Annotated in this window: 7 protein-coding genes, 2 tRNA genes and 3 rRNA genes; all 12 read left to right on the plus strand. The window is 54.0% G+C overall.

The genetic code is table 11. From position 1 onward, the window contains the following. Nucleotides 1–22 precede the first annotated feature (22 nt). The 12 genes from ilvC (at nucleotide 23) to AB4O41_RS21505 (ending at nucleotide 13,307) form a co-directional block, all read left to right on the plus strand. Nucleotides 23–1,039 (plus strand): ketol-acid reductoisomerase, encoded by a 1,017-nt coding sequence (ilvC, locus tag AB4O41_RS21450; RefSeq protein WP_007948647.1) that lies wholly within the window; start codon nucleotides 23–25, stop codon nucleotides 1,037–1,039. Nucleotides 1,040–1,184: 145 nt separating this feature from the next. Next, nucleotides 1,185–2,042 carry a CDP-diacylglycerol--serine O-phosphatidyltransferase gene (gene pssA, locus AB4O41_RS21455; protein WP_095055878.1) on the plus strand — a complete coding sequence of 286 codons (858 nt, stop codon included), beginning with the start codon at nucleotides 1,185–1,187 and terminating at the stop codon, nucleotides 2,040–2,042. 63 nt (nucleotides 2,043–2,105) lie between these two features. After that, nucleotides 2,106–3,119 carry a protein-methionine-sulfoxide reductase catalytic subunit MsrP gene (gene msrP / locus AB4O41_RS21460; RefSeq protein WP_460144624.1) on the plus strand — a complete coding sequence of 338 codons (1,014 nt, stop codon included), beginning with the start codon at nucleotides 2,106–2,108 and terminating at the stop codon, nucleotides 3,117–3,119. Then, entirely contained in the window at nucleotides 3,119–3,739 is a 621-nt protein-coding gene (msrQ, locus tag AB4O41_RS21465; protein WP_460144625.1) for a protein-methionine-sulfoxide reductase heme-binding subunit MsrQ, read from the plus strand. The genes msrP and msrQ overlap by 1 nt, the downstream gene beginning before the upstream one ends. 555 nt (nucleotides 3,740–4,294) lie before the next feature. Further along, nucleotides 4,295–5,833, plus strand: a 16S ribosomal RNA gene (locus AB4O41_RS21470). A 164-nt stretch (nucleotides 5,834–5,997) separates the two neighbouring features. Beyond that, nucleotides 5,998–6,074 (plus strand) — tRNA-Ile (locus tag AB4O41_RS21475). Nucleotides 6,075–6,104: 30 nt separating this feature from the next. Further along, nucleotides 6,105–6,180, plus strand: a tRNA-Ala gene (locus AB4O41_RS21480). Between the two features lie 249 nt (nucleotides 6,181–6,429). Further along, nucleotides 6,430–9,321, plus strand: a 23S ribosomal RNA gene (locus AB4O41_RS21485). A 157-nt stretch (nucleotides 9,322–9,478) separates the two neighbouring features. Next, nucleotides 9,479–9,594, plus strand: a 5S ribosomal RNA gene (gene rrf, locus AB4O41_RS21490). Together the 16S, 23S and 5S rRNA genes with 2 tRNA genes alongside form the textbook arrangement of a ribosomal RNA operon. 147 nt (nucleotides 9,595–9,741) lie before the next feature. Next, complete coding sequence (locus tag AB4O41_RS21495; protein WP_429429645.1) at nucleotides 9,742–10,401, plus strand: paraquat-inducible protein A; 660 nt, start codon at nucleotides 9,742–9,744, stop codon at nucleotides 10,399–10,401. Continuing rightward, on the plus strand, nucleotides 10,388–11,011 hold the full coding sequence (locus AB4O41_RS21500) for a paraquat-inducible protein A (RefSeq protein ID WP_367372954.1): 624 nt from the start codon (nucleotides 10,388–10,390) through the stop codon (nucleotides 11,009–11,011). The genes AB4O41_RS21495 and AB4O41_RS21500 overlap by 14 nt, the downstream gene beginning before the upstream one ends. Next, on the plus strand, nucleotides 11,004–13,307 hold the full coding sequence (locus AB4O41_RS21505) for a PqiB family protein (protein WP_460144627.1): 2,304 nt from the start codon (nucleotides 11,004–11,006) through the stop codon (nucleotides 13,305–13,307). The genes AB4O41_RS21500 and AB4O41_RS21505 overlap by 8 nt, the downstream gene beginning before the upstream one ends. Nucleotides 13,308–13,399: the final 92 nt, after the last annotated feature.

Below are 13,399 nucleotides of genomic sequence, written 5' to 3' on the forward strand. Positions count from 1 at the left end.
CCAGGATATAGAGGGGAATTTCATGAAAGTTTATTACGAAAAAGACTGCGACCTGTCGATCATCCAGGGCAAGAAAGTTGCCATCATCGGTTACGGTTCCCAGGGCCACGCTCAAGCGTGCAACCTGAAAGACTCCGGCGTTGACGTTACTGTTGGTCTGCGTAAAGGTTCGGCTACCGTTGCCAAAGCTGAAGCCCACGGCCTGAAAGTGACTGACGTTGCTTCCGCCGTAGCGGCTGCCGACCTGGTCATGATCCTGACCCCGGACGAGTTCCAGTCTGCCCTGTACAAGAACGAAATCGAGCCGAACATCAAGAAAGGCGCCACCCTGGCCTTCTCCCACGGTTTCGCGATTCACTACAACCAGGTTGTGCCACGTGCTGACCTCGACGTGATCATGATCGCGCCGAAAGCTCCGGGCCACACCGTGCGTTCCGAGTTCGTCAAAGGCGGCGGTATCCCTGACCTGATCGCTATCTACCAGGATGCTTCGGGCAACGCCAAAAACGTTGCACTGTCCTACGCCGCTGGCGTTGGTGGCGGTCGTACCGGCATCATCGAAACTACTTTCAAGGACGAGACCGAAACCGACCTGTTCGGCGAGCAAGCCGTTCTGTGCGGTGGTACCGTTGAGCTGGTAAAAGCCGGTTTCGAAACCCTGGTTGAAGCTGGCTACGCGCCGGAAATGGCCTACTTCGAATGCCTGCACGAACTGAAGCTGATCGTTGACCTCATGTACGAAGGCGGTATCGCCAACATGAACTACTCGATCTCCAACAACGCCGAGTACGGCGAGTACGTGACCGGTCCGGAAGTGATCAACGCCGAATCCCGTCAGGCCATGCGCAACGCCCTGAAACGTATTCAGGACGGCGAATACGCCAAGATGTTCATCAGCGAAGGCGCCACCGGCTATCCTTCGATGACCGCCAAGCGTCGTAACAACGCCGCTCACGGTATCGAAATCATTGGTGAGCAACTGCGCTCCATGATGCCGTGGATCGGTGCCAACAAGATCGTCGACAAAGCCAAGAACTAAGTCCCGAGCTTGTACGGAAAACGCGGCCTAGGCCGCGTTTTTTCGTTTGGATCCGCCGGTTCTGGTATAAAGCTGCATTGTTTGTGGCCGAACCGTCGTCCCAGGCACCTGTCGAAACTTTCCACCCGTTACAAGGTAAATGTCCATGAGCGAACGTCCCGAAGAGCCAAAGCAGGCTTCTGACGCCGAAAGCCTTCTGCCCATCGATGAACACATCGAAGAAGGGCATGACGCTGAAGGTCGTAAAGTCCGGCATCGTGGTATCTATCTTTTGCCGAATCTGTTCACCACTGCGAACCTCTTCGCAGGGTTCTATTCCATCATCAATTCGATGAGCGCCCAGAGTGCCTTGAGTGCCGGTGATGCGATCGGCGCGAGCAAATATTTTGCGTTTGCCGCGATCGCGATTTTCGTCGCCATGGTGCTTGACGGCCTCGACGGCCGCGTTGCCCGTATGACCAATACCCAAAGCGCTTTCGGTGCCGAGTACGACTCGCTGTCGGACATGGTTGCCTTTGGTGTGGCACCGGCATTGTTGGCATTCGGCTGGGCCTTGGGCGATATGGGCAAGGTCGGCTGGATGGTGGCCTTCATCTATGTAGCGGGTGCGGCATTGCGTCTGGCTCGTTTCAACACTCAGGTCGGCACCGCAGACAAACGTTACTTCATCGGTCTGGCCAGCCCGGCTGCCGCCGGTGTGGTTGCGGGCATTGTCTGGGCATTCAGCGACTACGGCATTCAGGGTTCCAAGATGTCGTTCCTGGTTGCACTGATGGTTGCCGCCGCTGGCATGTTGATGGTCAGTAACATCAAGTACAACAGCTTCAAGGAGTTGGACTTGAAAGGGCGCGTTCCTTTTGTCGCGATCCTCGCAGTGGTATTGGTATTCGCCGTTGTGTTCAGTGATCCGCCGCGTATCCTGCTGCTTGTTTTCCTCGGCTATGCGGCTTCCGGGCCGGTCCAGTACCTGTTGCGCCTTCGTCGGCACAAAAAAGCCGAGTGATGTAATTTCCCTCATACTCCGCAGTCTATGGGTGCATCTGTCCTCCAAAGCTGCGGAGTTGTCATGCTGATCAAAGTCCCCAAAGCGTCTGACTGTCATGAGTCGGACGTCACGCCTGAATCCCTCTACCTTTCTCGTCGCAGTGTATTAGGTGCCGCCGTCGCCGGTTTGGCGGTGAGCAGTCTGCCGCGTTGGGCGAGTGCCAACGATGTTGCGCGATATGCTGATGTCGAGCCTGGCAAGGCGCCCTCCTGGTTCGTCGAAAAGCTTCCTTCTACCAAATGGGGGGCGGTCAACGTCAAAGACGAGGCGATTACACCTTTCAAGGATGCGACCCACTACAACAACTTCTATGAGTTCGGTACCGATAAAGGTGATCCCGCGGCCAACGCCGGTGCGCTGAAAACCGAACCCTGGAGCGTGGTGGTGGACGGGGAGGTGGGGAAGCCGGGGCGGTATGCGCTGGAAGACTTCATGAAGCCTTATCAACTGGAAGAGCGCATTTACCGTCTTCGCTGTGTGGAAGCCTGGTCGATGGTTATTCCGTGGATCGGTTTCCCCATTTCTGCCTTGCTCAAAGAAGTTGAGCCAACGTCCAAGGCCAAGTTCATTCGCTTCGAAACCTTGCAGGATCCCAAAACTATGCCCGGGCAGCGTTCCGGCTTTGCCTTGATCGACTGGCCATATGTAGAAGGGTTGCGTCTGGATGAAGCGATGAATCCGTTGGCGATTCTAGCGGTGGGCATGTACGGGCGTGAGTTGCCGAATCAGAACGGTGCGCCGCTGCGACTGGTGGTGCCTTGGAAGTACGGCTTCAAGAGCATCAAATCCATCGTGCGGATCAGCTTGGTCAGCGAGCAGCCGAAAACTACCTGGCAGAGTATCGCCTCGGATGAGTATGGCTTTTATGCGAACGTGAACCCGACAGTCGATCACCCGCGTTGGACCCAGGCGCGGGAAAGGCGTTTGCCGAGCGGACTGTTCAAGCCCAATGTGCGGGACACGCAAATGTTCAATGGCTACTCGGATGAAGTCGCTTCTCTCTATACAGGGCTCGATCTGCGGAAGAATTACTGATGCGATATCCGTTCTGGCGTATTGGCGTCTTCATCGCTGCAGCGATTTGGCCGTTGCTTTGGTTGTATCAGGCCTTGGGGGATGTGTTGGGGCCGGATCCGGGCAAGGTACTGGTTGACCGCCTAGGGCTGGGGACGCTTGGCCTGCTACTCATTACATTAAGCATGACGCCTTTGCAGAAACTCACGGGTTGGGCGGGGTGGATTGCTGTTCGACGGCAGTTGGGGTTGTGGTGCTTCGCTTATGTGGTTCTGCATTTGAGCGGTTACACCGCGTTTATCCTTGGCTTTGATTGGTCGCAGTTGGGTATCGAGTTGCGCAAGCGGCCGTACATTATTGTCGGGGTACTGGGATTTCTCTGTTTGTTGGCATTGTCGGTTACCTCCAATCGCTACAGTCAGCGGCGTCTGGGTTCTCGCTGGAAAAAGTTGCATCGATTGGTCTATGTGGTTCTCGGGCTTGGATTGCTGCATATGTTGTGGATCGTGCGTGCCGATCTGAAGGAGTGGGCGATCTATGCTTCTATAGGTGCGTTGTTAGTGGTGTTGAGATTGCCGCCTGTAGCCCGCCGGATTCCACGTTTAACAGCTAAAAAGGCACCTTCTGCCCGAAAGGCGTAATTAGAGGTTGACGGCAGATTCTGGAAGTCTATAATTCGCCCCACTTCCGGCGCAGTCGAAACGGAAAACTCCTTGGTAAACAAAGAGTTATGCAGTTTTCGACAGCGGTTACGCTTCAGTTCATCGAGGCCAGAAGGAGTTGGTAAGGCAGTGTGTTTTCGCCTTATTGACGGTTCGATCTTCTCGGTCGAAAGCGGAGAAAAAGAGGTGTTGACAGCAGCGAGTAACGCTGTAGAATTCGCCTCCCGCTAACGAGAGATCGGAAGCGCAAGTGGTTGAAGTTGTTAAGGATTTCCAAGCGAAACTTTGAAAACTTCTGAAAATGACCGCTTGACAGTAACAGAGGCTGCTGTAGAATGCGCGCCTCGGTTGAGACGAAAGATCTTAACCAACCGCTCTTTAACAACTGAATCAAGCAATTCGTGTGGGTGCTTGTGGAGTCAGACTGATAGTCAACAAGATTATCAGCATCACAAGTTACTCCGCGAGAAATCAAAGATGTAACCAACGATTGCTGAGCCAAGTTTAGGGTTTCTTAAAAACCCAAAGATGTTTGAACTGAAGAGTTTGATCATGGCTCAGATTGAACGCTGGCGGCAGGCCTAACACATGCAAGTCGAGCGGCAGCACGGGTACTTGTACCTGGTGGCGAGCGGCGGACGGGTGAGTAATGCCTAGGAATCTGCCTGGTAGTGGGGGATAACGCTCGGAAACGGACGCTAATACCGCATACGTCCTACGGGAGAAAGCAGGGGACCTTCGGGCCTTGCGCTATCAGATGAGCCTAGGTCGGATTAGCTAGTTGGTGAGGTAATGGCTCACCAAGGCGACGATCCGTAACTGGTCTGAGAGGATGATCAGTCACACTGGAACTGAGACACGGTCCAGACTCCTACGGGAGGCAGCAGTGGGGAATATTGGACAATGGGCGAAAGCCTGATCCAGCCATGCCGCGTGTGTGAAGAAGGTCTTCGGATTGTAAAGCACTTTAAGTTGGGAGGAAGGGCAGTTACCTAATACGTAATTGTTTTGACGTTACCGACAGAATAAGCACCGGCTAACTCTGTGCCAGCAGCCGCGGTAATACAGAGGGTGCAAGCGTTAATCGGAATTACTGGGCGTAAAGCGCGCGTAGGTGGTTCGTTAAGTTGGATGTGAAATCCCCGGGCTCAACCTGGGAACTGCATTCAAAACTGACGAGCTAGAGTATGGTAGAGGGTGGTGGAATTTCCTGTGTAGCGGTGAAATGCGTAGATATAGGAAGGAACACCAGTGGCGAAGGCGACCACCTGGACTGATACTGACACTGAGGTGCGAAAGCGTGGGGAGCAAACAGGATTAGATACCCTGGTAGTCCACGCCGTAAACGATGTCAACTAGCCGTTGGGAGCCTTGAGCTCTTAGTGGCGCAGCTAACGCATTAAGTTGACCGCCTGGGGAGTACGGCCGCAAGGTTAAAACTCAAATGAATTGACGGGGGCCCGCACAAGCGGTGGAGCATGTGGTTTAATTCGAAGCAACGCGAAGAACCTTACCAGGCCTTGACATCCAATGAACTTTCCAGAGATGGATTGGTGCCTTCGGGAACATTGAGACAGGTGCTGCATGGCTGTCGTCAGCTCGTGTCGTGAGATGTTGGGTTAAGTCCCGTAACGAGCGCAACCCTTGTCCTTAGTTACCAGCACGTAATGGTGGGCACTCTAAGGAGACTGCCGGTGACAAACCGGAGGAAGGTGGGGATGACGTCAAGTCATCATGGCCCTTACGGCCTGGGCTACACACGTGCTACAATGGTCGGTACAGAGGGTTGCCAAGCCGCGAGGTGGAGCTAATCCCAGAAAACCGATCGTAGTCCGGATCGCAGTCTGCAACTCGACTGCGTGAAGTCGGAATCGCTAGTAATCGCGAATCAGAATGTCGCGGTGAATACGTTCCCGGGCCTTGTACACACCGCCCGTCACACCATGGGAGTGGGTTGCACCAGAAGTAGCTAGTCTAACCTTCGGGAGGACGGTTACCACGGTGTGATTCATGACTGGGGTGAAGTCGTAACAAGGTAGCCGTAGGGGAACCTGCGGCTGGATCACCTCCTTAATCGACGACATCAGCTGCTCCATAAGTTCCCACACGAATTGCTTGATTCATTGAAGAAGACGATAAAGAAGCAGCCTGTGTCAGGTTGTAGCTGAGTTGGTTAGAGCGCACCCCATGCTTCGTGGTTAAGAGCAGGGTGAGGTCGGCCTTAGTAGCTCGAAATTGGGTCTGTAGCTCAGTTGGTTAGAGCGCACCCCTGATAAGGGTGAGGTCGGCAGTTCGAATCTGCCCAGACCCACCAATTTTGTGTGGGAAACGCCTGTAGAAATACGGGGCCATAGCTCAGCTGGGAGAGCGCCTGCCTTGCACGCAGGAGGTCAACGGTTCGATCCCGTTTGGCTCCACCACTACTGCTTCTGTTTGTTGAAAGCTTAGAAATGAGCATTCCACCGAGCCGGTGATGAATGTTGATTTCTAGTCTTTGATTAGATCGTTCTTTAAAAATTTGGGTATGTGATAGAAAGATAGACTGAACGTTACTTTCACTGGTAACGGATCAGGCTAAGGTAAAATTTGTGAGTTGCTCTTTATGAGCAAGAATCGAATTTTCGGCGAATGTCGTCTTCACAGTATAACCAGATTGCTTGGGGTTATATGGTCAAGTGAAGAAGCGCATACGGTGGATGCCTTGGCAGTCAGAGGCGATGAAAGACGTGGTAGCCTGCGAAAAGCTTCGGGGAGTCGGCAAACAGACTTTGATCCGGAGATGTCTGAATGGGGGAACCCACCTAACATAAGTTAGGTATCTTAAGCTGAATACATAGGCTTAAGAAGCGAACCAGGGGAACTGAAACATCTAAGTACCCTGAGGAAAAGAAATCAACCGAGATTCCCTTAGTAGTGGCGAGCGAACGGGGACTAGCCCTTAAGTGGCTTTGAGATTAGCGGAACGCTCTGGAAAGTGCGGCCATAGTGGGTGATAGCCCTGTACGCGAAAATCTCTTAGTCATGAAATCGAGTAGGACGGAGCACGAGAAACTTTGTCTGAATATGGGGGGACCATCCTCCAAGGCTAAATACTACTGACTGACCGATAGTGAACTAGTACCGTGAGGGAAAGGCGAAAAGAACCCCGGAGAGGGGAGTGAAATAGATCCTGAAACCGTATGCGTACAAGCAGTGGGAGCCCACTTTGTTGGGTGACTGCGTACCTTTTGTATAATGGGTCAGCGACTTATTTTCAGTGGCGAGCTTAACCGAATAGGGGAGGCGTAGCGAAAGCGAGTCTTAATAGGGCGTCTAGTCGCTGGGAATAGACCCGAAACCGGGCGATCTATCCATGGGCAGGTTGAAGGTTGGGTAACACTAACTGGAGGACCGAACCGACTACCGTTGAAAAGTTAGCGGATGACCTGTGGATCGGAGTGAAAGGCTAATCAAGCTCGGAGATAGCTGGTTCTCCTCGAAAGCTATTTAGGTAGCGCCTCATGTATCACTGTAGGGGGTAGAGCACTGTTTCGGCTAGGGGGTCATCCCGACTTACCAAACCGATGCAAACTCCGAATACCTACAAGTGCCGAGCATGGGAGACACACGGCGGGTGCTAACGTCCGTCGTGAAAAGGGAAACAACCCAGACCGTCAGCTAAGGTCCCAAAGTTATGGTTAAGTGGGAAACGATGTGGGAAGGCTTAGACAGCTAGGAGGTTGGCTTAGAAGCAGCCACCCTTTAAAGAAAGCGTAATAGCTCACTAGTCGAGTCGGCCTGCGCGGAAGATGTAACGGGGCTCAAACCATACACCGAAGCTACGGGTATCACTTAGGTGATGCGGTAGAGGAGCGTTCTGTAAGCCTGTGAAGGTGAGTTGAGAAGCTTGCTGGAGGTATCAGAAGTGCGAATGCTGACATGAGTAACGACAATGGGTGTGAAAAACACCCACGCCGAAAGACCAAGGTTTCCTGCGCAACGTTAATCGACGCAGGGTTAGTCGGTCCCTAAGGCGAGGCTGAAAAGCGTAGTCGATGGAAAACAGGTTAATATTCCTGTACTTCTGGTTATTGCGATGGAGGGACGGAGAAGGCTAGGCCAGCTTGGCGTTGGTTGTCCAAGTTTAAGGTGGTAGGCTGGAATCTTAGGTAAATCCGGGATTCTAAGGCCGAGAGCTGATGACGAGTGTACTTTTAGTACACGAAGTGGTTGATGCCATGCTTCCAAGAAAAGCTTCTAAGCTTCAGGTAACCAGGAACCGTACCCCAAACCGACACAGGTGGTTGGGTAGAGAATACCAAGGCGCTTGAGAGAACTCGGGTGAAGGAACTAGGCAAAATGGCACCGTAACTTCGGGAGAAGGTGCGCCGGTGAGGGTGAAGCATTTACTGCGTAAGCCCACGCCGGTCGAAGATACCAGGCCGCTGCGACTGTTTATTAAAAACACAGCACTCTGCAAACACGAAAGTGGACGTATAGGGTGTGACGCCTGCCCGGTGCCGGAAGGTTAATTGATGGGGTTAGCTAACGCGAAGCTCTTGATCGAAGCCCCGGTAAACGGCGGCCGTAACTATAACGGTCCTAAGGTAGCGAAATTCCTTGTCGGGTAAGTTCCGACCTGCACGAATGGCGTAACGATGGCGGCGCTGTCTCCACCCGAGACTCAGTGAAATTGAAATCGCTGTGAAGATGCAGTGTATCCGCGGCTAGACGGAAAGACCCCGTGAACCTTTACTATAGCTTTGCACTGGACTTTGAATTTGCTTGTGTAGGATAGGTGGGAGGCTTTGAAGCGTGGACGCCAGTTCGCGTGGAGCCAACCTTGAAATACCACCCTGGCAACTTTGAGGTTCTAACTCAGGTCCGTTATCCGGATCGAGGACAGTGTATGGTGGGTAGTTTGACTGGGGCGGTCTCCTCCTAAAGAGTAACGGAGGAGTACGAAGGTGCGCTCAGACCGGTCGGAAATCGGTCGTAGAGTATAAAGGCAAAAGCGCGCTTGACTGCGAGACAGACACGTCGAGCAGGTACGAAAGTAGGTCTTAGTGATCCGGTGGTTCTGTATGGAAGGGCCATCGCTCAACGGATAAAAGGTACTCCGGGGATAACAGGCTGATACCGCCCAAGAGTTCATATCGACGGCGGTGTTTGGCACCTCGATGTCGGCTCATCACATCCTGGGGCTGAAGCCGGTCCCAAGGGTATGGCTGTTCGCCATTTAAAGTGGTACGCGAGCTGGGTTTAGAACGTCGTGAGACAGTTCGGTCCCTATCTGCCGTGGACGTTTGAGATTTGAGAGGGGCTGCTCCTAGTACGAGAGGACCGGAGTGGACGAACCTCTGGTGTTCCGGTTGTCACGCCAGTGGCATTGCCGGGTAGCTATGTTCGGAATAGATAACCGCTGAAAGCATCTAAGCGGGAAACTAGCCTCAAGATGAGATCTCACTGGGACCTTGAGTCCCCTGAAGGGCCGTCGAAGACTACGACGTTGATAGGTTGGGTGTGTAAGCGCTGTGAGGCGTTGAGCTAACCAATACTAATTGCCCGTGAGGCTTGACCATATAACACCCAAGCAATTTGACTACTCGAAAGAGCATCAGATTGCGGTGTGTGAAGACGAAATGAACCGAAAGTTCGAAATGCTCACAAAACACCAAGCTGTCACATACCCAATTTGCTGAAGCGAGGCCACCTGGTCACGACTCAGTACCCGAATTTCTTGACGACCATAGAGCATTGGAACCACCTGATCCCATCCCGAACTCAGCAGTGAAACGATGCATCGCCGATGGTAGTGTGGGGTTTCCCCATGTGAGAGTAGGTCATCGTCAAGATTAAATTCCGAAACCCCTATCTGCGTATGCAGGTAGGGGTTTTGTTTGTTCGTTGGAAAAAGCACTCTGGCAACAGCACAAAATTGCACAGTTATTTTCGAGTCAGGATACTAGAATAGGTCCAACTTTTTTGGAGCCAGAGCCTCTATGCCAGATCCGGTTGACGCCCCAGGGCTGTCAGATTTACCGCTGGACGACTTGGTAGCGTGTCACGAGTGCGACTTACTGATGCGCAAGCCTGAGCTTGCTCATGGTGAGAAAGCCATCTGTGTACGTTGCGGTTATGAGCTGTATGCCCATCGACACAATGTCGTGCAGCGCAGTCTCGCGTTGGTCATCGCTGCACTGTTGTTGTTTATTCCAGCGAACTTTCTACCCATCATGCAGCTCCATCTACTCGGACAGTCGTCGCACGATACTGTCTGGAGTGGCGTTGTCGGTTTGTTCGATACCGGTATGCGAGGCGTAGCGGCAGTGGTATTCCTTTGCAGCATGGGGATTCCGCTGCTCAAGCTGCTTTGCCAGCTGTTCGTGTTGCTGAGTATTCGCTTCGATATCGGACGCAGTTACGGCTTGCTGCTCTACCGCATTTATCACCATCTACGGGACTGGGGGATGCTCGAGGTTTACCTTATGGGCGTACTGGTTGCGATCGTCAAATTGGCCGATATGGCAGCGATCACCGTAGGTCTTGGTCTGGCGTGTTTTATCAGTTTGTTGTTAGTCCAGGTCTGGTTGGAAGTGGTGATGTCGCCGCACCAGATCTGGCAGGCTCTATCAGGAGAAGATGCCCATGCGGGCGATTGATGCGGGCATTTTGATTTGTGCCGAATGCCACGAGTTGAATAAGCAGGAAGCTGATACGGATGAGCAGGTCTGCACCCGCTGCGGTGCACTGGTTCACGCCCGTCGCCCGAACAGCTTGATGCGTACCTGGGCGTTGTTGATCACAGGCGCGATTCTCTACATCCCGGCCAATGTTCTGCCGATCATGACCGTCAGTTCCCTGGGCCAAGGCGATCCTAGCACTATCATGTCCGGTGTGATCCAACTGGTTCAGCACGGCATGATTCCAATCGCAGCCGTGGTTTTTATCGCCAGTATTCTGGTGCCCACGTTCAAGCTGGTGGGGATAGGTTTGCTGCTGTTTTCGGTGCAACGCCGCCAGCCACTCTCGGCACGCCAGCGCATTTGGATGTACCGCTTTATCGAGTTCATCGGTCGCTGGTCAATGCTGGATATATTTGTAATCGCCATCCTGGTGGCTGTTGTCAATTTCGGACGGCTTGCCAGCGTCGAAGCCAATCTTGGCGCCATCGCCTTCGCTAGTGTGGTGATTCTGACGATGCTTGCCGCAGTAACTTTCGATCCCCGACTGATTTGGGATAACACGGAGTCGGACGACGACCATGACTGATTTGCCTAAAGCGAAAACCCGACCGGCCTCGAACTGGTCAGCCATTTGGGTGTTGCCCCTGATTGCCTTGATCATTGGCGGCTGGCTCGGCTGGCGTGCCTACAGCGAGACGGGCATCGAGATTCAGGTGCGCTTCGAAAGCGGTGAAGGCATTCAGGCCAACAAGACTGAAGTTGTCTACAAAGGCATGTCGGTCGGTAAGGTGAAAGCCCTAAAACTCGATGACGAAGGCAGCTCAAAAGGGGTAATTGCTACCATCGAGATGAACAAGGACGTGGAGCAATACCTCAGGACCAGCACGCGTTTCTGGCTGGTCAAACCGAGCGTGAGCCTGGCCGGTATCACGGGCCTGGAGACGCTGGTCTCGGGTAACTACGTGGCCGTCAGCCCGGGCGAAGGCGAGCCGACCCGCAAGTTCAAGGCTCTGGCCCAAGAGCCTCCGCTCTCGGACGCCCAACCCGGCCTGCACCTGACCATCAAGGCCGATCGCCTCGGCTCGCTGAATCGAGGCAGCCCAGTGTTCTACAAGCAGATCCAGGTCGGTCAGATCAAAAGCTACGTGCTGTCCGCAGACCAGAATACTGTCGAACTCAAAGTCTTCATCGAGCCGACCTACGCCAACCTGGTACGCAAACATACGCGTTTCTGGAATGCCAGTGGCATCAGTATCGATGCCAACCTGTCTGGTGTGAAAGTGCGTAGCGAGTCCCTCGCCAGCATCGTCGCCGGTGGCATTGCATTTGCCACTCCAGAGAACCGCAAGGATAGCCCGCCCACCGATCCGAGCCTGCCGTTCCGTCTCTATGAAGACTTCGATGCAGCCGCAGCGGGTATTCGGGTCAAGGTCAAACTCAGCGATTTCGAAGGCCTGCAGGCCGGCCGTACGCCGGTGATGTACAAGGGCATTCAGGTCGGCAATCTGAAAACGCTCAAGATTGACCCGGACCTGTCCAGTGCGACCGCTGAGTTGACTCTGGATCCGCTGGCCGAGGAGTACTTGGTCACCGGCACGCAGTTCTGGGTGGTCAAACCATCGATTTCGCTCGCTGGTATTACCGGCCTGGAAGCGCTGGTCAAAGGTAACTACATAGCTGTGCGCCCTGGCGACAAGGGCGGTGCACCGCAGCGTGAGTTTGAAGCCCGGGCCAAGGCGCCGCCGCTGGATCTTCGTTCGCCAGGCCTGCACCTGGTGCTGTTCACCGAGAACCTCGGTTCGCTGGAAGTCGGCAGCCCGATTCTCTACAAACAGGTCAAGGTCGGTTCGGTTCAGAGCTATCAATTCTCCCGCACCAAAAAGCAGCTGGTGATCGGGGTGCATATCGAGAAGGAATACGAAGGGCTGGTCAACGCCTCGACGCGTTTCTGGAATGCCAGCGGCATCACGCTCACCGGTGGGTTGACCGGCGGCATCCAGGTCAAAAGTGAGTCGTTGCAGAGCCTGATGGCCGGAGGCATCGCCTTCGAAACCCCGGAAGCCAAAGCGCCATTGCAAAAGCGTATCCCACGTTTCCGCCTGCATGCCAGCCATGATGAGGCAACGCAGAAAGGCACTATGGTGACGATCAAAGTCGATCGTGCCGATGGTCTGCGTACCGGCACACCGGTTCGATTCAAAGGCCTGGACGTGGGCAAGATTGAGGACGTCGACCTCAGTGACGACCTTCAATCAGTACTGCTGACCGCGCGAATCACAGAAGTGCCGGAGCGGATCGCTCGGGTCGGCAGTCAGTTCTGGGTGGTAAAACCTGAGCTCGGCCTGATTAAAACCTCAAACCTCGAAACGTTGGTTACCGGGCAATACATCGAAGTGCAACCGGCGCCGAAGAACCTCGGCCCGCAGAAGACCTTCGTGGCCTTGACCAATCCTCCGGAAACCGCCAAGGAAGAGGCTGGTTTAAGTTTGGTGTTGAGCGCTGCTCGTCGAGGTTCGCTGAAGACTGGCGTCCCGGTCACCTATCGCGAAATCACGGTAGGCAAGGTGACCGGCTATGAACTGGGCCAGACGGCTGATCGAGTATTGGTACACATACTGATCGAGCCGAAATATGCACCGCTGGTGCGCAGTGGCACGCGGTTCTGGAACACCAGTGGTTTTGGTTTCGACTACGGCTTGTTCAAAGGCGCGACAATACGCACTGAGTCGCTGGAGACGCTTGTTCAGGGCGGCGTTGCCTTTGCCACACCGGATGGCGACCGCATGGGTGTCCCGGCGCGGCCCGAGCAAACATTCCCGCTGTTCGACCAATTCGAAGATGAGTGGCTGACCTGGGCGCCGAAGATCGCAATCGGCAAGTAGTTTATTGGTGCCTGTGATGCCGCCTTCGCGGGCAAGCCCGCGAAGGGGCCATCAAGTTCACTGAAGCTTCAGGACGGGACACCCATAAATAA

The sequence above is a fragment of the Pseudomonas sp. S2_A02 genome (assembly GCF_054668495.1).

Excerpts from the sequence above, each read along its gene's own strand:
- AB4O41_RS21505 (WP_460144627.1), top strand. The coding sequence starts at position 11,004 with ATGACTGATTTGCCTAAAGCGAAAACCCGACCGGCCTCGAACTGGTCA.
- pssA (WP_095055878.1), top strand. The coding sequence starts at position 1,185 with ATGAGCGAACGTCCCGAAGAGCCAAAGCAGGCTTCTGACGCCGAAAGC.
- msrP (WP_460144624.1), top strand. The coding sequence starts at position 2,106 with ATGCTGATCAAAGTCCCCAAAGCGTCTGACTGTCATGAGTCGGACGTC.
- ilvC (WP_007948647.1), top strand. The coding sequence starts at position 23 with ATGAAAGTTTATTACGAAAAAGACTGCGACCTGTCGATCATCCAGGGC.
- AB4O41_RS21500 (WP_367372954.1), top strand. The coding sequence starts at position 10,388 with ATGCGGGCGATTGATGCGGGCATTTTGATTTGTGCCGAATGCCACGAG.
- msrQ (WP_460144625.1), top strand. The coding sequence starts at position 3,119 with ATGCGATATCCGTTCTGGCGTATTGGCGTCTTCATCGCTGCAGCGATT.
- AB4O41_RS21495 (WP_429429645.1), top strand. The coding sequence starts at position 9,742 with ATGCCAGATCCGGTTGACGCCCCAGGGCTGTCAGATTTACCGCTGGAC.